This is a genomic window from Sulfuriroseicoccus oceanibius, from assembly GCF_010681825.2.
GTDB lineage: Bacteria > Verrucomicrobiota > Verrucomicrobiia > Verrucomicrobiales > SLCJ01 > Sulfuriroseicoccus > Sulfuriroseicoccus oceanibius.
The window spans coordinates 258,289-278,550 of the sequence record NZ_CP066776.1; the positions used below are offsets into that span (position 1 = coordinate 258,289).

Annotated in this window: 13 protein-coding genes and 1 pseudogene; 13 read left to right on the top strand and 1 reads right to left on the bottom strand. The window is 60.9% G+C overall.

The annotated features are described in order from the left end of the window. Positions 1 to 17 precede the first annotated feature (17 nt). Positions 18 to 2,132 carry a GDSL-type esterase/lipase family protein gene (locus G3M56_RS01065; RefSeq protein WP_164365432.1) on the top strand — a complete coding sequence of 705 codons (2,115 nt, stop codon included), beginning with the start codon at positions 18 to 20 and terminating at the stop codon, positions 2,130 to 2,132. A 299-nt stretch (positions 2,133 to 2,431) separates the two neighbouring features. Here the strand turns inward: G3M56_RS01065 and G3M56_RS01070 are convergent, their stop codons facing one another. Further along, a complete protein-coding gene (locus G3M56_RS01070) occupies positions 2,432 to 3,667 on the bottom strand; it encodes a TIGR03862 family flavoprotein (RefSeq protein ID WP_164365433.1) in 1,236 nt (411 codons plus the stop codon). Positions 3,668 to 4,038: 371 nt separating this feature from the next. Between G3M56_RS01070 and G3M56_RS01075 the strand changes: the two genes are divergently transcribed. From G3M56_RS01075 to trpB, 12 genes and pseudogenes are all read left to right on the top strand, one after another. Further along, positions 4,039 to 4,752 (top strand): succinate dehydrogenase cytochrome b subunit, encoded by a 714-nt coding sequence (locus G3M56_RS01075; RefSeq protein ID WP_164365434.1) that lies wholly within the window; start codon positions 4,039 to 4,041, stop codon positions 4,750 to 4,752. A gap of 48 nt (positions 4,753 to 4,800) precedes the next feature. Next, entirely contained in the window at positions 4,801 to 6,801 is a 2,001-nt protein-coding gene (locus tag G3M56_RS01080; protein ID WP_164365435.1) for a fumarate reductase/succinate dehydrogenase flavoprotein subunit, read from the top strand. 24 nt (positions 6,802 to 6,825) lie between these two features. Beyond that, on the top strand, positions 6,826 to 7,272 hold the full coding sequence (gene sufU / locus G3M56_RS01085) for a Fe-S cluster assembly sulfur transfer protein SufU (RefSeq protein ID WP_164365436.1): 447 nt from the start codon (positions 6,826 to 6,828) through the stop codon (positions 7,270 to 7,272). Positions 7,273 to 7,321: 49 nt separating this feature from the next. Then, complete coding sequence (locus G3M56_RS01090; RefSeq protein ID WP_235203515.1) at positions 7,322 to 8,080, top strand: succinate dehydrogenase/fumarate reductase iron-sulfur subunit; 759 nt, start codon at positions 7,322 to 7,324, stop codon at positions 8,078 to 8,080. A 401-nt stretch (positions 8,081 to 8,481) separates the two neighbouring features. Further along, complete coding sequence (locus G3M56_RS01095; protein WP_235203516.1) at positions 8,482 to 10,014, top strand: alginate export family protein; 1,533 nt, start codon at positions 8,482 to 8,484, stop codon at positions 10,012 to 10,014. Positions 10,015 to 10,054: 40 nt separating this feature from the next. Continuing rightward, on the top strand, positions 10,055 to 11,350 hold the full coding sequence (locus tag G3M56_RS01100; RefSeq protein WP_235203518.1) for a serine hydrolase domain-containing protein: 1,296 nt from the start codon (positions 10,055 to 10,057) through the stop codon (positions 11,348 to 11,350). A 155-nt stretch (positions 11,351 to 11,505) separates the two neighbouring features. Continuing rightward, positions 11,506 to 12,588 (top strand): substrate-binding domain-containing protein, encoded by a 1,083-nt coding sequence (locus tag G3M56_RS01105; protein WP_164365438.1) that lies wholly within the window; start codon positions 11,506 to 11,508, stop codon positions 12,586 to 12,588. 802 nt (positions 12,589 to 13,390) lie between these two features. Continuing rightward, a pseudogene (locus G3M56_RS01110) lies at positions 13,391 to 13,972 on the top strand (YeeE/YedE thiosulfate transporter family protein); the annotation flags it as partial. Continuing rightward, positions 13,972 to 14,541: a DUF6691 family protein gene (locus G3M56_RS01115; protein WP_164365440.1), complete on the top strand. Its 570-nt coding sequence runs from the start codon at positions 13,972 to 13,974 to the stop codon at positions 14,539 to 14,541. The pseudogene G3M56_RS01110 and the gene G3M56_RS01115, both read left to right, overlap by 1 nt. Before the next feature lie 769 nt (positions 14,542 to 15,310). Beyond that, the gene (locus G3M56_RS01120) at positions 15,311 to 17,071 is read left to right on the top strand and encodes a DEAD/DEAH box helicase (protein ID WP_164365441.1); all 1,761 of its coding nucleotides are present in this window, start codon (positions 15,311 to 15,313) and stop codon (positions 17,069 to 17,071) included. A gap of 193 nt (positions 17,072 to 17,264) precedes the next feature. Then, on the top strand, positions 17,265 to 18,938 hold the full coding sequence (locus G3M56_RS01125; protein ID WP_164365442.1) for a formate--tetrahydrofolate ligase: 1,674 nt from the start codon (positions 17,265 to 17,267) through the stop codon (positions 18,936 to 18,938). 98 nt (positions 18,939 to 19,036) lie between these two features. After that, entirely contained in the window at positions 19,037 to 20,254 is a 1,218-nt protein-coding gene (gene trpB / locus G3M56_RS01130; protein WP_164365443.1) for a tryptophan synthase subunit beta, read from the top strand. Positions 20,255 to 20,262: the final 8 nt, after the last annotated feature.

A 20,262-nucleotide genomic window follows, 5' to 3' on the forward strand; every position in this document is an offset into this window, starting at 1 on the left:
AAGTAGACTCCCGCTCTATGCATCGGTTCTTCCTCCTCATCACCCTGATCCTCGGCACGCTCGCCCCATCATTCGCCAAGCCCACCACCAAAGTCGCCTGCGTCGGAGACTCGATCACCTTTGGAGCCACCATCGTCGATCGCGAGCGGCTCAGCTATCCGGCACAACTCGCCGCACGCCTTGGCAATGCCTACGAAGTACGCAACTTCGGCGTCAGCGCCAGAACCATACTCAGCAAAGGCGACCGCCCCTACATTGCCACCCAGCAATACCAAGCGGCCCTCCAGTGGAAACCGGACGCGGTAATCCTCATGCTCGGCACCAACGACAGCAAACCACACAACTGGAAACACCGTGACGAGTTCCTCCACGACGCCACCTCTCTGATTGAAAGCTTCCAGCAGCTCCCCAGCTCACCGCGCGTCCTGGTTTGTGTTCCTCCGCCGGTCTTTAAAGAGGGAGTCATCCGCAACGCTCCGATCCGTGATCACATCCGCCCGGCCCTCCATCAAGCAGCAATCACCACCGGTGCCGAGATCATTGATTTCACGCCATTTCTCATCGAGCACGCCCGCCACTTCCCCGATGCCGTTCACCCCACAGCGCTCGGCGCGGAAGTTCTAGCACAGCGCCTCTCCATGATCCTCCGCACCCCGCGGGTACCGGTGCTTGGCTTCGAAGGACTCGGAGAGCGGCTCAAACAAGGGCACTTCCACGGCCACCCCATGGTTGAATTCGAAGCCGATGGCGTCCCCGCCCGAATCGTGCGCCCACGCCGTCCGGCCGCCGGTTATCCGTGGATCTGGCGTGCCCGCTTCTGGAACCATGAGCCGCAGTTCGACCGCGCCATGCTCGAGCTCGGGTGGCACATCGCCTACATCGACGTCAGCCACCTGTACGGATCGCAAAAGGCCATCGATCGATGGAACAAATTCCACAATTTGCTCACCAGCCAAGGGCTCTCCAACAAACCCATCATCGAAGCCATGAGCCGCGGCGGGTTGATCGCCCACAACTGGGCCGCCGCCAACCCGACAAAGGTCGCCGGCATCTACGCCGACAACCCGGTGATGGACATCAAGAGCTGGCCCCTCGGCATGCCGGGCGCCGGATCGCCCAAGGACATTCCCCGCCTGATCGATGCCTATAACTTCACGTCAAAAGAGGACGCTCTCGCCTGGAACCAGAACCCCGTCGATCAGATCCACACCTTGGCATCCGCCCGCGTCCCAGCATTCTACGTCGTAGGATCACAAGACAAGGTCGTCCCGACCGCAGCCAACGCGGAGCGCGCCATCAGCGCCTACCTGCAGGCTGGGGCGCCCGTTGAAGTCATCCGCAAACCACAAGCCGGCCACCATCCACACTCGTTGGTAGACCCCACGCCACTCGTACATTGGGCTCTGCGCTGTGCCGGCACCCCGATGAACCCGGCAGCCGCCCCAACCCCTGGCGCTGAGTTCCGCGGACGATCCGCCGGCTGGGGCAGTGGCACCTGGTGGGATCAGTTCGAGCGCATCAACCAACTCAGCTCCCAACATCAGGATCTCGAACTCGTCTTCCTCGGCGACTCCATCACACAGTCGTGGACCGGCTCACACCACCGCCTCGCCACCGCCGACGGAAATCGCGCCATCGACCGCACCTTCGGCAAACACTGGAAAACCGCATCGTTCGGCATCTCCGGCGACCGCACCGAGCACCTGCTCTACAGGGTTCAGCACGGCAACTTCGACCACATCAGCCCCAAAGTCATCGTCCTCACCATCGGTGTAAATAACCTCAACATAGGAAAACACACACCCGCTCAAGTCGCCGACGGCATCAAAGCCACCGTCAACGCACTCCGGACCAAGTGCCCAAGATCCCACATCCTCGTCCTCGGTCCGCTCCCATCAGGCCGTGCCCCAGACGCCCCTCGACGCACCGACATCCGGACAATCCATCACATGATCGCACCACTCGGCGCGCATCCCCAAGTCACCTACAAGAACATCAGCAACACCTTCATCCTCGCCGACGGCACACTGAACCCAGAACTCTTCACCAGTGACTTCATCCACCTCAAGCCCGCCGGCTACGACGCCTGGGCCAAAGCCATCAAAGACGACATCCAGCGCCTGATGCGGTAAACCCAGCAACAAGACAGCCCCTCCGCACTCCATCTCCTGAAAGTAGATCGCAAACCAGCCCAGCTCGCAGCTCCGGCCCCAACAAAGCCCACCATCCCGTTTTCGTGGCTTTTTGTGCCTCTTCGTGGCCATCAAAACCGGCTCCGCCCCCAATCGAAGGCAGCGATCCTCGCCGCACTCCCAAACACATACTCCTTTGGGATCTTTGGGCCTTTGCGTGAGTCCCTCTCATCGCTCTCGATTACGATCAGGAAATCGATATCGATGAGGATCCACGGCAGACGCCGCGCACACCCACTTTACCCCTCCAGCACCCGCCTCCCGACATGCGTGCCGCTGGCGAAACATCCCTGCAGCAAATACCCGCCGGTTGGCGCTTCCCAGTCGACCATCTCACCCGCCACGTAAACGCCCGGCAGCTTGCGTAACATCAGCGACTCATCCAACTCGCTCCACGCCACCCCGCCCGCCGAGGAAATCGCGTCCTCCAACGGCCGCGGCCGCCCGACCGGAATCCGGCACGCCTTCACCTCCCGAGCCAACTGCTCGACCGATCGCCATGGCCCGCGGTCCGGCAAATGCTTGAGCAACGCACAGGTCGCCGCATCAAGCTTCCAGCGCCGACGCGCCTCCCGCACGTAGTTCTTTTTCACCGCGCCCATCTTCTCCACCAGATCTTCGACACTGAGGTCCGGTTTGAAATCAATGGTCAGCACTCGCTCGGCATCACCCATTCCCCGCAGTGCCGGGCCGAGCCGATAGATCGGACCGCCCTCCAATCCATATCGCGTCAGCACGACTTCACCCCGTCGCTCCATCTCGCCGGCACGGAATACCGCGTTCTTAATAGGCAGCCCCTCGGCTTCCTCCACCACCGACTGAGGCCAATCCATCTCCCAGCCACAGTTCGCGGGTTCCAAATCGTTCACCTCAATCCCCAACTCACGCAAAACCGCGACCCAGCCGCCGGTCGATCCCGTCCTCGGCCACGATCCGCCACCCAGTGCCAACACCACACGGTCCGCAACCACTTCCAAGCCTTGCCCTTGATGCTCGAACCGCAAACGCCCAGCCCCATCCATCCCCAGCCAGCGGTGACGCGTCGCAAACTCCACCCCCATCTCCCGCAACCGATCCAACCACCGACGCAACAACGGCGCCGCTTTGATCATCCCATTGACCGGCACCGGAAACACCTTGCCGCTGCTCGCCACGAACGTCTCCACGCCTAGTCCCGCCGCCCACTGCCGCAGTGCTTCGTTGTCGAATCCACGCACCAGCGCATTCCAGCGCTCCCTCGGCAATCCGGGACCACTGTATTTTTCCAGAAAGCCATCCATCGGCTCACCATTGGTCAGATTGAGCCCACTCTTTCCCGCCACCAGAAACTTCCGCCCCACCGACGGCATCGCATCATAGACCGTCACCCTCGCACCACCCGCCGCCGCCACCTCCGCAGCACGCAACCCGGCAGGCCCGCCACCAATCACGGCCACCGATAACGTAGACTGAACTGAGGGAAAATCCTGCGCCATAACCCGCGCAGCCTAACCCACCCACCCCACCTCAGCAACACCCCGACACCATGCGGATTTGCCTAACAGAAACCGAAATTCAGACAAGAGCTTATTGAGACTACGTCGCAGCAAACCCCTCGTCTGACTATCGTTCGACGCCCCGCATAAAACCAATAGCCACTGAAAAAACCGACCAAACATCGGGAATCGAACCGGCTCTTGTTGAGAATCGAAAAAGTCAGGTTTACCTCCGATTGTAGTCTTGCATCGCGTAAGGCGACACCCTAGGTATGTGGGTCCGTTCGGTCGCCCCGTCGCGTGGATCGTGACGGGCAACGAAACCGGCCCACTATTAGAACCCAATCCTTCACCCAAAAAGACCAGCCTCGATGAGCGCCTCTCTTTCTCCACTCGCCCAAGCCCAGCGCTTCTACGCATCATCCATCGGTAAGAAAATCGTTGTCGCCATCAGCGGCATCGTGTTCTTGCTCTTCCTTCCCGCTCACGCCATCGGCAACCTTTTGGTGTTCTCGGGTCAGGAAGCTCTGAATGAATACGCGCACTTCCTGCAAACCGCCGGTCACGGTGCCATGATCTGGGTCTTCCGCCTCGGCCTTCTGACCGCCTTCATCGTGCACATCGTGTCAACGATCCACCTGACGCGCCAGAACCGCGCGGCCCGCAGTGATCGTTACGCGGTCAAGACGCCAATGCGCAGCACCGCTGCCAGCCGCACCATGATGGTTTCCGGTCTTACCATTCTGGCCTTCGTCGTCTACCACATCCTGCACTACACCGTGCGCAGCTTCCACGGCTTCGCCGACCTGCCGCTCGACCCACACGGCAACTTCGACGTCTACACCATGGTGATCCTCGGCTTCCAAAACGTGGCCTCCACCATCTTCTACATCGTCGGCATCAGCCTGCTTTGCTTCCACCTTTCGCACGGTGTGGCTTCGGTCTTCCAGACCCTCGGCCTGCGCAGCGACCGCTCAAAGAACCTCTTCCAGATCGTTGGCAAAGCCTACGCCGTCATCATCTGGCTCGCCTTCGCCGTGGTGCCACTCTCGATCCTGTTCGGATTCGTCACCCTCGACAAGTAATCCGCTCCCACTCTCAACTCACGATCTTTAGCCCTCACATTGAATCCAATGGACACCCCACTTTACCCAACCGGCACAGACATCACTGAAGCCGCACTTCCTAAAGGTGACCTCAAGTCCCAGTGGACCAACCACCGCTTCGACTCCAAGCTGATCAACCCGGCCAACAAGCGTAAATTCAAGATCATCGTCGTTGGCTCCGGCCTCGCCGGTGGATCGGCAGCCGCCACGCTCTCGGAGCTCGGCTACCAGGTCGACTGCTTCTGCTATCAAGACAGCCCACGCCGCGCCCACTCGATCGCGGCCCAGGGTGGTATCAACGCCGCCAAGAACTACCAGAACGACGGCGACTCGGTCTGGCGTTTGTTCTACGACACACTCAAAGGCGGTGACTTCCGCGCCCGCGAATCCAACGTTTACCGCCTCGCAGAGGTCAGTGAAGAGATCATCGACCAGTGCGTCGCACAGGGGGTGCCATTCGCCCGTGAATACGGCGGCCTGCTCGACAACCGCTCGTTCGGTGGCGCTCAGGTGAAGCGTACCTTCTACGCCCGTGGCCAGACCGGCCAGCAGTTGCTCATCGGCTGCTACCAGGCGCTCGAGAAGGAGATCGCCAACGGTGGCGTCAAAATGTACAACCGCTGCGAAATGATGGACCTCGTCCTCGTCGACGGTCACGCCAAGGGCATCATCACCCGTGACATGGTCACCGGCGAGATCAAGTCCCACGCCGCGGACGCCGTGATCCTCGCAACCGGCGGCTACGGCAACGTCTTCTTCCTTTCCACCAACGCCATGGGCTGCAACGTCACCGCCGCCCTCCGCGCCCACAAGCGTGGCGCCTACATGGCCAACCCATGCTACACCCAGATCCACCCGACCTGCATCCCGGTCAGCGGCGACTACCAGTCGAAGCTCACCCTGATGTCCGAGTCGCTCCGTAACGACGGACGCATCTGGGTTCCTAAATCGAAGGAAGACGCAAAAGCCATCCGTGAAGGCCGCAAAACCGCCGCGGATATCGCAGAAGCCGACCGCGACTACTACCTCGAGCGCAAGTACCCATCGTTCGGCAACCTCTCTCCTCGTGACATCTCGTCCCGCTCGGCCAAGGAAGTTTGCGACGAAGGACGCGGCGTGGCTCCAACCGGACTCGGTGTGTTCCTCGACTTCCGCGACGCCATCGAGCGCCTCGGCGAAGACGCGATCCGCGCCCGCTACGGCAACCTCTTCCAGATGTACGAGAAGATCACCGGCACGAACCCATACAAGGAGCCGATGCAGATCTACCCAGCGGTGCACTACACCATGGGCGGCCTCTGGGTGGACTACAACCTGATGTCCAACGTGCCAGGTCTCCACGTGCTCGGCGAAGCCAACTTCTCCGACCACGGTGCCAACCGCCTCGGTGCTTCCGCACTGATGCAGGGCCTTGCCGACGGATACTTCGTCATCCCGACCACCATCGCGCCATACCTCGCCGGCCAGAAGCCAGGCTCGATCACCACCGATCACCCTGAGTTCCAGAAGGTCGAAACCGAAGTCCGCGACCGCATCAACAAACTGATGTCGATCCAGGGCAAGCGCACCGTTGATTCGTTCCACAAGGAACTCGGTCTCCTCATGTGGGACAAGTGCGGCATGGCCCGTAACGCGGAAGGCCTCAAGGAAGCCATCGAAAAACTTCCATCCATCCGCGAAGCGTTCTGGTCGGATCTCTTCATCCCGGGCGACGCCGACAACATGAACCAGGAACTCGAAAAAGCCGCCCGAGTGGCAGACTTCCTCGAGTTCGCCGAGGTCATGCTCTACGACGCTCTCCACCGCGAAGAATCCTGCGGTGGTCACTTCCGCGAGGAACACCAGTACACCGAGGAAGACGAAGAAGTGAAGTCCGGCCTGCTCTCCCCGGGTGAAGCCAAGCGCGACGACGAGAAGTTCTCCTACGTCGGTGCCTGGGAATTCACCCAGCCGGGTCAGGCTCCAATCCTTCACAAGGAGTGGCTCAACTTCGACTTCGTCAAGCCGTCGACCCGATCCTACAAGTAAGCCGATCAACCAGACCTCGTCGCCGTGGCCGTTCCCGCAGAAATCTTCGAAGCCGTTATTCTTCAACACCACAAGCACCCCGTGCATGAGGTGGAGGAGATCGGCTCCTGCGGCTGCGGCCAACAGATCACCAACCCGCTCTGCGGCGACGAAGTCACCATCATCATTCCCAAAGACCAGCCTGCCCACCAGACTCTCGATTCCCTTCAGTTCATCGGCAACGGATGTGCCATCAGCCGCGCGTCGGCCTCCATCCTCACCAATGAACTTCAGGGCAAGTCACCCGAGCAGGCACTCGCACAAATCGATCAATTCCTCACCAGCCTTCAGTCGGCGGACGAGCCCACCAGTGACGAGATCACCGATCTCAACACGCTGCTCTCGGTCAAACGCTTCCCAGCCCGCACCGAATGCGCCGCCATCGCCTGGCGCGCCGCCCGTCAATTGCTCACTCCGCTGACCCAAAACTGACCGAATCGATCGCACCCCCAACCTTCCCAATTCACCGCCCATTACTGTCATGAAACTCACGCTCAAAGTCTGGCGCCAGGAGCGCCCAACACAGCAAGGCACGCTCGAAACCATCCAGACCCCGGATATCCCGGAAGAGGCGTCGTTCCTCGAAATGCTCGACATCGTCAACGAGGACCTGCTCCAAAATGGCAAGCGCCCGATCGCATTCGACCACGACTGCCGCGAAGGCATCTGCGGCATGTGCTCGCTTACCATCAACGGCGTCCCTCACAGCAAGGACAACGGCATCACCACCTGCCAGGTGCACATGCGCAAGTTCAAGGACGGCGACACCATCTACATCGAGCCATTCCGCGCCAAGGCATTCCCAATCCAGCAGGACTTGGTGACCGACCGCTCGGCTTTCGACCGCATCATCGCCGCCGGCGGATACATCTCGGTGCGCACCGGATCGGCCATCGACGCCAACGCAATGCCAATCGCCAAGGACGTCGCTGACGCAGCCTTCGACGCCGCTGCTTGCATCGGTTGTGGCGCCTGCGTCGCCGCCTGCCCGAACGCATCGGCTATGCTCTTCGTTTCGGCCAAGGCCGAGCACCTCAACCGCCTCCCACAGGGCGCACCAGAGAAGACCCGCCGCGTGATCGCCATGGTCGAGCAGATGGACGCAGAAGGCTTCGGCAACTGCACCAACCACTACGAGTGCGAAGCCGCCTGCCCGAAACTCATCTCGGCAGTCAACATCGCCAAGCTCAACAAGGACTACGCACTCGCCCGTGCGAAGGAAGGCTTTGTCTCCGCTTAATCCCTCTCTCAGATCCTGAGACCTCAGATCCGCCCCGCCGCCACCCGCGGCCGGGCGGATTTTTTGTGCCCACGTCCCACGCTGCTGAAATCAGCCCCACCGTAGAAGCTTTTAGTCATCCGCAGATGACACCGATTCCGCAGATTGTTTCCATGGGTTGCACCGCGCACGAGCATCACTCCCCTCTTGGCAATCGCTCCAAAAACAACTCCGGCCCTCCAATTTCTTGCGCTTCGGGGTTCCCCTCCATGCATTCAGGTTCGTAGTGGATCACTGCATACCAAACAGGAACGGACACCTGTTCAAAATCCAAAGACTTCTTTTTTGATCGGTCTAAACAGAGTTTCAAAGTAGTATCCCTCTGTTTGACAACGGATCACCAACCCCGAGCTCGCCCCCCCATGTCTAACCAGCACGCCCCCAACCGCACCACGAGCCGAAAATGCGGCATCTCGTTATCACTGAGCTCAATCTGTCTGCTCACAGGGGCGGCAACCATTGCCTGGACTCAAGTCGCGCAGGCGATACCGATTTCCCCAGTGGTCAAACGGTCGGAGGTGGTGAAGTCCGGCGCCGGTCAGCTCAAGCTGCACCGCACCGACCGCCTCAAGGTCCGCGGCCATTTGCAGGCTGGAACCAACGCGATCGGTGAGAAGAATTTGTTCTGGGACCTCGCCCGCCGTGCCGCGGGAAACGACACCTTCGACGCCGATAGCGGATGGCTTGAGTCGTTCGTCGAACCGGGAGTCAGCTTCCGTTATGAGCTCGATTCAGGGTCATCCTGGTTTGGCAAAGTCTCCGCGGTGGCGTCCAATACATCTGGTACCGACGCATTCGACGCCGGCGACGAGGGAAGGATCACGCTCGAGGAAGCCTACATTGGTTACAAGGCGCAGTTGGCTGGAGATACCACTCTGCAGGGGTCGATCGGACCGCGCCCACTCAAGTTGGGCACAGGGATGCTGATTTTCAATGGGGGCGCCGATGGCTTCGAACGCGGAACCCTCAAGTTCGGTCCTCGTGATGCGTGGGAAATGAACGCCATGACACGGCTCGACCACGGCCCGTTCCAAGCCATCGCTTTCTACATCGATGCCAACGAACTGGCATCGAGTGACTCCTCCAACCGAATGGCCGGACTGGATCTGCGCTGGGATGGAGAACGCAAGACCTACGCCGGGTTGACTTATATCAACGTCGTGGAGTCGGAAGCACCGTACCCACAAGCGGCGCTGGGTGGATTCGGTCCACCCAATATCATTGCTGGCGGTCGTGAGGGTCTCCAGTCTGTGAACTTTTACGGCCGCAGCCGGCCATTTGAAGGCACATTGGACACCTTGGCTATCTGGTTGGACGCCGCCTACCAGTGGAACGACAGCCCGGACATGCAGGCCTGGGGCGGACGGATCGTGGGCGAATACACGTTCAACGACGCCCCGTGGAAGCCCAGCCTTGCCTACCATTACCAGGCATTCTCCGGAGACGACCCGAAGACCAGCAAGCTCGAGCGCTTTGACCCGCTGTACTACAACGGCTCACCAAGCGGGTGGGCAACAGGATCAAAGTCGGCGATGGTTTTCATCAACTCCAACGTCCAGTCCCATAACCTCACACTGCGCGTCAACCCATCGCCCAAGGACATCGTGACCCTGCGTTACGCCCATGTGCGCGCTCACGAACTGCTCAGCCCCGTTCAGTTCGGCCAGGCCACCAGGCTTCAGTTCTCCGACGGCATTTCCACCGTCGCCTCCGGCGTGGTCGACGCTCATTTGTCGGACGATTTCTTCATCGAATACACCCATATCGTAACCCCTAACCTCTTCCTGACAGGTGGGTTCAGCATTTCCATCCCCGGTGCCGGCATCAAAGAGGCCGCGGGCGGAAGCGCGCCGAACTGGACGGGAGCTTTCTTCAATGCCGTACTCAACTACTAAACTCGCTGCTATTTCCGCCGGGCTTTCGGCCCTTGTCGCCATGTCATCCCACGCCGGCCCAGAACAAGCGCCCGCGCTGGACGCAGACGCCTCCGATCCGGTGAAACTCGGGTGGATGGAGGGATTCCCGCCACCGCAGAACAAACTCATCGGCCAGCCCGATTCGAACTACTTCAGCTTTCCAAAGCTGCGCTGGACGGTTTGTCATTTCCGTGAGCTTCTGCCTACCAAACAAGTGAGCCGCGGACTGGGCGCACCGATTCCACTTCCGGTGGCCCCTGAGGACAAAGGAATCGACTACGTGACCTTCACGCCCATCGGCAGTGACACGAAGATGACGTGGAAGGACTCGCTGGCCGCCAATTACACCGACGGCATCCTCGTTCTCCACCAAGGCGAAATCGTCTACGAACGCTACTTCGGCGCACTGCGGGAAGACGGCAAACACGGCGCCATGTCGATGACCAAATCGATGACCGGTTTGCTCGCTGAAATCCTCGTGGCGGAAGGGACACTGGATGAAAACGCAAAGGTAGTCACCATCGTGCCGGAGTTGGAAGGCAGCGCGTTTGGCGACGCCACGGTGCGCCAGGTCATGGATATGACCACCGCCCTCCGCTACAGCGAAAACTACGCCGACCCGAACGCCGATATCTGGGTCTACAGCGCCGCCGCCAGCCCACTCCCAAAACCCGCCGACTACACCGGTCCGCGCGGATATTACGAGTACCTCCAAACCGTGCAGAAAGAAGGCACGCACGGTGAGGCATTCGGTTACAAAACCATCAACACCGACGCCCTCGGCTGGATCCTGGCCCGCACCACCAACAAGGACGTCGCCACCCTGCTCTCGGAGCGGCTGTGGCGGAAAATCGGCGCGGAACAAGATGGCTACATGACCGTCGATTCGACCGGCACACCATTCGCCGGAGGTGGGCTCAGCGCCGGCTTGCGCGACCTCGGCCGCATCGGTCAGCTCGTGCTCAATGGCGGCGAACTCAATGGTGAGGAAATCTTCCCCGTCGAAGCAGTGGAGAACATCCGCAGCGGAGGAGACAAGGCAGCCTTTGCCAAAGCGGGCTACAAGGCACTGGAAGGCGGAAGTTACCGCGGCATGTGGTGGATCTTCCACAACCCACACGGTGCCTTTGCCGCCCGCGGCGTGCATGGCCAGACCATCTACATCGACCCGACCGCCGAGATGGTGATCGTGCGCTTTGCCTCGCACCCGAAAGCCAAGAACGCGGCAATCGACCCAACCTCGCTGCCTGCCTTCCAGGCGCTGGCTGAATACCTGATGGCAAAAAACGCCACTCCGGAACAGCCGGAGGAGTAAGGTAGCAACGCAGCCCGAAAACGAATTCGAGAGCCCACCGTGCCCATCCGGCGCGGTGGGCTTTTTTGGTTGGTAAACCCAACCAGTGCGACAGCTTCGAATTTCAGTTTCGCATTGGCGCAATCACTGGTAGCTTGAGCCAACCACTCATCGCCATGCCAAAAGGACCCATCCCCGTTCGCACCAGCCTCGTCACCGAAGCCCTGCGTGTGATGAAACAACGCATCGCCGACAACGAGTGGCCAAGCCACTTGCCCGGCGAACGCTCTCTCGCCAATACCTTGCACGTCGGACGCGACACCATCCGCATGGTGCTGCAAGAGCTCGAAAACGATGGCTGGATCCTGCCCGCTCAGCCTGGCTGCCGCCGCATGATCGCCCCGGACGCCGCGCGCAAACAAAGCTCACCAGAAGCCCTGCGGGTCGGTGTGCTTTCACCCCAGCCACTGGAGCAACTGCAACAACCGATGCTACTGGAGCTAGACCACATCCGCGGCGCACTGGCTGCCAAAGATGGATCGATGGAATTTTTCTCTCCGCGCTGGCACGGTTTGGCGGATCCATCGGCACAACTGGAGACGCTCATTGCCGAGGCCCGCTGCAGTTCGTGGATCTTGCTGCGCTCGACCGAAGCAATCCAACGCTGGTTCCACGATCACAAGATTCGCTGCATCGTGCGAGGCTCCATCCACGCCGGCATTCAACTTCCGTTCCTCGATGTCGATTGGGAAGCCACTGCCCGCCATGCTGCCGGCCGATTGTGGCGACTCGGTCACCGCCGTGTTGCGTTGCTCGTGCCAACCGAGCCCTTGCTGGGCATTGCAGCGGCCAAACGAGGGATCCAGGGCTTTAACGAAGACGGATTCGAACCCATCGAGGTGGAAGAAGACGGAACCGCCGCAGGACTTTGCCGTGCCGCAGAGGCCGCATTGATCTCGCCTCGACCGCCATCCGCCTTCATCGCCACCCGCCCACGCCAAGTGGCGACGCTGCTCACCTGGCTCGGCAGTCACGGCATCCGGGTGCCAGGGAAAATCAGCATCATCTCGCTCGCCGACGAGCAGTTCCTCGATCACCTCGTCCCAGCGATCGACCGCTATCGCACGTCCCCCTCTTCCGTCGCCCGACGCGTGGTGCGCCGCGTTACCTCGCTTACCCACACCGGCAACGTGCAGAAGCACAAAGGATGGATCATCCCGAAACCCATCCCCGGCGGGTCCACCGGCCCCGCCAAGTGAGCCGCACAGCTGAGGGTGGTTCGTTTGGAGGAACCGCAGATGATCAGGATTTCCGCGGATTCCGTTTGAGCGTTACGACGAAGGTCCGCTGGTTCTTCGCCGGACTCAATGGACGGCATCACTCCGACGGTGGGGACACCGTCCCTCCAGCGCTGCGCATGCATGTGCGGCCCTCCGGACCGCCGGTTTCCCATCCGGCCGCCAAAACAAAGGAGCGCAGCAACCTCACTCCCCTCTTTCCCCCGCGGCTACCGAGCTGAGGGTGGTTCCTTTAGAGAAACCGCAGATGATCAGGATTTCCGCGGATTCCGTTTGAGCGTTACGACGAAGGTCTGCTGGCTCTTCGCCTGACTCGATGGACGGCATCGCACCGACGGTGGGGACACCGTCGCTCCAGCTGAGATGGGTCGGCGCTCCATCGCCTGTGGTGGCCGACTCTTATTTACCCGATGAGATCGTTTCGATTCTCTTTGGGATCTTCGGGTCTTTGCGTGAGCATCCCTTTCGAACCGCCAGTTTCCCATCCGGCCACCAAAACAAGGGAGCGCAGCGACCACTCCCCCCCAGGTCGGCCCCAGGCAATTTCACACGAGCGAGGGCCAAGCTCCCACACCCCAATCCCTCCCATCCTGCAATCTGCGGAAAAAAACGCGACCAGTGACACTCGCCTCCCCATTCCCCGACGCCGGAACTGAAAGCCCTCTGCGTCTTCGCCCCTCTACCCCCTCCTAACTCATTGATAATCAAAGTAGCTTACTGGTAACATTCTTCATTAACCACCACCACGTGGAGTGAACTTACAAAGGAGGATTCAATGAAAGAATGGACATGGTTCCAGTCGGGATTGGCCCTGGCCGCGAGCTTCCTACTCGCTGTGATCTTGGTCAAACCGATCGGAGTATCCACACAGTTTGTCATTCTGGACGGGGTGATTGCCAACGCGATCAACCCCGAACTCGTTCAGGAAAACCCGGAGGCAAAAAGCGGCTACGAAAGCCCGAACGCCTACCTCAACAAATCCGGCGGCAAATACGCCAAGAGCATCGCCAAGCCGATCAACTACGGATTTGTCTTCGTGATCGCGATGGTCGGGGGCGGGCTCATTTCGCGGCTCACGCGGAAAGACAAGTCGTTAGACCAAATCCCGATCGCACACACCCGTCGCTTCGGATCCAACATCTGGCTGCGGTATGTGCTCACATTCATAGGAGGCGCAATCGTCCTTTGGGGAGCACGCCTCGCTGGGGGATGCACCAGCGGCCACATGATGAGCGGCATGATGCAGACAGCAGTCAGCGGTTACCTTTTTGCCGCAGCCGCCTTCGTGGTCGCGATCCCAACCGCCTTGCTGGTTTATAAACGCAAATCATCGGAGGACGTATAATGGACATTTTACTCGCACTACTGCTTGGCGGGCTTTTCGGATTCGTACTCGAACGAGCGGGCGCCGCCAACCCGGACAAGATCATCGGCATGCTCACTCTGAAGGACCTCCATCTGATGAAGGCCATCTTCAGCGCCATCGGCATCGCCTCCTTGCTACTCTTTGCTGGCGTCGCCATGGGTCTGGTGGAGATCAGCCACCTCTCGATCAAAGGCATGTACCCCGGCGTGCTCATCGGCGGGGCATTACTCGGACTCGGCTGGGCTCTTGGTGGGTTCTGCCCGGGGACGGGGGTGGTCGCCGCTGGCCGCGGCCGCAAAGATGCACTGACCTTCATCCTCGGCGGGCTGGTCGGGGCCTGGATCTTCACGCTTCAATATGAAGGCCTCGCCGAGGCGGGCTGGATGGAGTCATGGTTTGGCGGCAAAGCCACCTTGGTCGACACCGGAGCTAAGGGTGCCACACCGCTGCTCGAAGGCGAGTGGACACTCGTTCTCGCGATGGCAATTGGCCTGGCGATGCTGGCGATTGGCAAGGTGCTACCACTCCACCCAAGCGGTGAGGACTGACGTGCGCCGCGGAGCTCAGCGTGGCTCGGTTTTAGGAACCGCAGATTACCCCGATTGGCGCGGATTCTTTTGGTGAGTTACGACGAGGGTCCGTTGGTTCGTTGCCTGACTCAATGGACGGCACCGCACCGACGGTGGGGACACCGTCACTCCAGGATGCAATGGTCGGCGCGTGTATTACGATCGCCGGTGGTGGACGACGTTTCCTTACCCACTGCGGGCGCATGAAACCTCTTTGGGCGCTTCGGGCTTTGCGTGAGCATCCCTTTCGGACCGCCGGATTGCACCCGGCCACCAATCACAAAGGAGCGCAGCGACCTCACTCCCCAAATCGCCCCCGGAGCCCAAAGCTCTCTCCGTCTTAGCGACAGCGTGGTCTCTGCGTGCCCCATTCCCAACGACGGCAGGAATGCCATCCCACCAGCGCTGCGCATGCATGCCCCGGTGACCTTCGTTTGCGGACCTGCAGCGTCCGCACAACGACGGCACAAAAGCGCTGCGAAGCCCCCCACTTGACCCCGTATCTCACACAGGCTCAACACCCACGCGGCCCTTCTACCATAAGAGAAGGAGCTCTAATCGTTTGATAGGCACAGCTCACCCGAATCACTCATAAAACCCTGCAAACCCGCGTATCCGAACAAGCGGGATGGCCGCCACCCGCTCCACTGAGCGGTTGCTATTTACGGATTCGCGGCGATAAGTTGCTTCCCGCGCGAATCTTGTCCCCGAAGTGTGTGTGCGGCGATGAAGTTGAACCCATCACACTATGGATATCCCACCGTTCTCAGAACTCGGACTGCCAGACGCCCTCGTCTCAGCAGTCGCAGCCCTCGGCTACGAAAAGCCGTCCCCTATTCAAGCCTTGTCGATCCCACACGCCCTCACCGGCCGTGACCTGATCGGCTTGTCGCAGACTGGATCTGGCAAAACCGCCGCATTCACCCTGCCGGTCTTGGCCAAATTGGACGTCGCCATCAACGCTCCACAAGCGCTGATCCTGTGCCCTACCCGTGAACTTGCCGTGCAGGTGTGCGAAGAAGTGCACCGCCTCGCAGCTCACCTCGATAATTTCCGCGCCGTTCCTGTTTACGGGGGTGCCCCGATCGACCGCCAGATCCGCAGCTTGCGCAATGGCCCACAGATGGTCGTCGGCACACCTGGCCGATTGCTCGACCATTTGCGCCGCAAGACCTTCAAGACCGACCACATTCAAACCGTGGTTCTCGACGAAGCCGACCGCATGCTCGACATGGGCTTCCGCGAGGAAATGGAAGACCTGCTCGGCTCGATGCCTGAGGAGCACCAGACGCTCTTCTTCTCGGCCACAATGAACCAAGGCGTGAGCCGCCTGATCCAGCGCTTCGGCAACGATCCGGAAACCGTTTCCATCGAGCAGAAGTCGAAGACCGTCGACAGCATCGAGCAAAGCTACTTCGAAGTACGCAACCGCTCGAAAGTCGAGGTCATGAGCCGCATCCTCGACATGGAGTCACCGCGTCTCGCGATCGCATTCTGCAACACCAAGCGTGTCGTGGACGAAACCACCGAGGCGTTGATCGCCCGTGGCTACAATGCCGACCGTCTCCACGGCGACATCACCCAGCAGATGCGCGAGCGCACGCTCAAGCGCTTCCGTGAGGGTACCGTCGAGGTGCTCGTTGCCACCGACGTGGCCGCACGTGGTCTCGACGTCGATGACATCGATGTCGTGTTCAACCTGGACCTGCCACAGGATCCGGAAGACTACGTCCACCGCATCGGCCGCACCGGTCGTGCCGGTCGCTCGGGCAAGGCTTACACCTTCGTGTTCGGCCGTGACATCCACCGCTTGCAGATGGTGGAGCGCTACACCAAGCACATCATCCGCCGCGAGCGCATCCCATCCGTGGAGCAAGTTGAAGGAAAACGTTCCGACCTCTTGTTTGAAGCGCTCAAGGACCGCCTTGAGAGCGGCAAGTTCGACCAGCAGCAGGAGTATGTCGACCGCTTGCTCGAACAGGGACACACCCCGACTGATATCGCTGGCGCTCTCTTCACCCTCTTGCGCGAAGCCCAGGGCCGCGAAGGAGAAACCATTCAGGAAGACCGTCACCCAGACCGCCCGACACCACGCCGCACCGGCGACGACGCCCCACGTCGTGGGGAGCGTCGCGAACGCGGTGACCGTGGTGACCGCCGGGAGTTCCGCGACCGCGACGACCGCCGAGGTGATCGCCGTGAGCGAGGCGACCGCGGAGATCGTGGTGATCGTGGTGGCCGCGACTTCGGTCCTCGTCCGGTCGAAGAGGGCATGACCCGCTTGTTTGTATCCGTCGGTAAAGCCGCGGGAGCCAAGCCTGGGGAGATTGCCGGAATGATCTACAACGAGGCCAACTTGAGCCGCGACGACGTCGGCCGCATTTCGCTCTTCCCACGTCACACCTTGGTGGACGTGCGCGCAGACGTGGCGAGCAATGTCGTGAAGGCGCTCAAGCACGCCAAGATGAAGGGCCGCCCAGTGCGCGTCGATTTCGACCGCCAGGGCTAACCTTTGCAGAAAGATAACCGGAGCATCGCGCTCCAGCCGCCGGGGCCGACAGATCAACTGTCGGCCCCGGTTTGGTTTCCGCTCGTAGGGACTTGCTCCCTCCGCCGCGCTACATTTGCGCCCGCCAGCACGGAAACCGCCGAGTCCATCGCCCCCACTTGACCCACCTACCATCGCTCCGCATGCTCGGCTCATGACCGACTTGGAGATTGCCCAGAAAGCGGAGATGGTCCGCATCTCAAAACTTGCAGAGGAAAAACTCGGCATCCCCGACGAGCACCTCGAACCCTATGGCCACTACAAGGCAAAGCTATCGCTTTCCTATCTCGACTCCCTGAAGGAGCGCCCCGACGGCAAACTCATCCTCGTCACCGCCATCAGCCCGACCCCGGCAGGTGAAGGGAAAACCACCACCAGCGTCGGTCTGACAGATGCCCTCAACCGCATCGGCAAGAAAACCGTCGCCTGCTTGCGCGAGCCCTCACTCGGACCATGCTTCGGCCTCAAAGGGGGAGCCGCCGGCGGTGGCTATGCCCAGGTGGTTCCCATGGAGGACATCAACCTCCACTTCACCGGTGATTTCCACGCCATCGGGCTCGCCAACAACCTCCTCGCCGCCATGGTGGACAACCACATCCACCACGGCAACGCCCTCGGCATCGACCAACGCCGCGTCGTCTGGCGCCGCGTGGTGGACATGAACGACCGCGCGCTGCGTGAAATCACCGTCGCCCTCGGCGGACTTGGCAATGGCTTCCCTCGCACCGACGGATTCGACATCGTGGTCGCCAGCGAAGTTATGGCAATCTTCTGTTTGGCCACATCGCGCTCGGAGCTCAAGCAACGGCTGGGCAATATCATCGTAGGCTACACCCGTAAGCGCGAGCCGATCCGCGCCCGCGACCTCGATGCGAATGGCGCCATGGCCGCGCTGCTCAAGGACGCCTTCAAACCAAACATCGTGCAGACTCTGGAAGGCAACATCGCCTTCGTTCACGGTGGACCATTTGCCAACATCGCCCACGGCTGCAACTCGGTGATTGCCACCAAGTCCGCCCTCAAGCTCGCCGACTACGTGGTGACCGAAGCTGGCTTCGGAGCGGATCTTGGCGCTGAAAAGTTCGTCAACATCAAGTGCCGCAAGTCCGGCTTGCGTCCTGATGTGGCCGTCGTCGTCGCTACCATCCGCGCACTCAAGTACCACGGTGGCCAACCACTTTCGGACCTCACCACCGAAAACCTGGAGGCGCTCGAAGTCGGAAGCCGCAACCTCAAACGCCACGTCCGCAATATCCGCGAACGCTTCGGCCTGCCTGCCGTCGTTGCCATCAACCGCTTCAGCAGCGACACCGACGCCGAAATCGAGCAACTCAAACGCTGCCTCTCCCACCTCCAGGTCAAAGTCGTCCTGGCAGAGCACTGGGAAAAAGGCGGTGCCGGTGCCGAAGAACTCGCCCACGAGGTGCTCAATGTCATCGATGACAGCCCGTCCAACCTGCGCTTCATCTACGATGACAACACCTCGCTGTGGGAGAAGATGGAAACCGTCGCCACGCGCATCTACGGGGCCTCGAAAGTGGTCGCCGACACAAAAGTCCACAAGGAGCTCAAGCGGTTGGAGGATGAAGGGTTCGGCAATTGCCCGGTCTGCGTGGCGAAAACGCCGTACTCGTTCTCGACCGATCCAAAGCTACTCGGAGCTCCGGAAGACCACGTGGTCAAAGTGCGCGAAGTCCGACTGGCGGCGGGTGCCGAATTCGTCGTCATGATCTGCGGCGATGTCATGACCATGCCGGGCCTGCCGAAACAGCCGGCGGCCGCACGCATCGACCTCTCATCGGACGGACGCATCAGCGGGCTTTTCTAGGCCTGCCACTCCGCCGCTCGCCATCGACCCGAAAGGATCCGCGCCCCCGCAATGTCGCCTGTTGCGGGAGCGCGATCTCTCGTTTACGGTCGAGGCCTATGTCCGACTTCACATCATCCCCTGACGCCACCGGCCACTTTGGATCGTACGGCGGCATGTTCGTGCCCGAGACCTTGATGGCGGCACTGAAGGATTTGATCGCAGAGTACGATGCGGCAAAAGCCGACCCAAGCTTCCACGAGGAGCTCAACGGACTGCTCAAAGACTTCTGCGGTCGTGAAACTCCGCTCTACTTCGCGGAACGATGGTCGGAACACCTCGGCGGTGCGAAAATCTACCTCAAGCGCGAGGACCTGCTCCACACCGGAGCCCATAAGATCAACAACGCCCTCGGCCAGGCCTTGCTCGCCAAACGCCTCGGCAAAAAGCGCATCATCGCGGAAACCGGCGCCGGCCAGCACGGGGTCGCCACCGCCACGGTCTGCGCCCGCTTCGGCCTCGAGTGCGTGGTCTACATGGGCAAGGTCGACATGGAGCGCCAGGCTCTCAACGTCGCCCGCATGCGCTTGCTCGGCGCGGAAGTACGCGGTGTGGAAGCCGGACAGGCCACCCTCAAGGAAGCGGTGAACGAAGCCATGCGCGACTGGGTCACCAACGTGCGCACGTCGCACTACATCCTGGGCTCGGCTCTCGGATCGCACCCGTACCCAATGATGGTGCGCGATTTCCACCGCGTGATCGGCCTCGAAGCCCGCGCCCAGGTGCTGGAAAAAGAAGGCAAACTGCCGGACCTGCTCATCGCCTGTGTCGGCGGTGGCTCGAATGCGATTGGTTTGTTCCACCCATTCCTCGGCGACGAGAGTGTGCGCATGATCGGCGTGGAAGCCGGCGGTGATGGCATTCTGCCGGGACGGCATGCTGCTCGTTTCCAAGGTGGCAAGCTCGGCGTTCTTCAAGGCTCGAAGACCTGGCTGCTCGCCGACGACGACGGCCAGATCGAGCTGACGCACTCGGTTTCCGCCGGCCTCGACTACGCGGCTGTCGGCCCTGAGCACGCCTACCTTAAAGAAATCGGCCGCGTCGAGTACGACTACGCCACCGACGAGGACGCGATCGAAGCCTTCAAGGAACTCTCACGCATCGAGGGCATCATTCCAGCGCTCGAAAGCTCGCACGCCATGGCGCAGGTGCGCAAAGTCGCCCCAACCATGAGCAAGGACCAGATCATCATCGTGAACTGCTCGGGCCGCGGCGACAAAGACGTCCCACAAGCCTGCAAGATCATCTTCGGCGAAGACGCCGGCGTGATGGGCTAAATCATCCA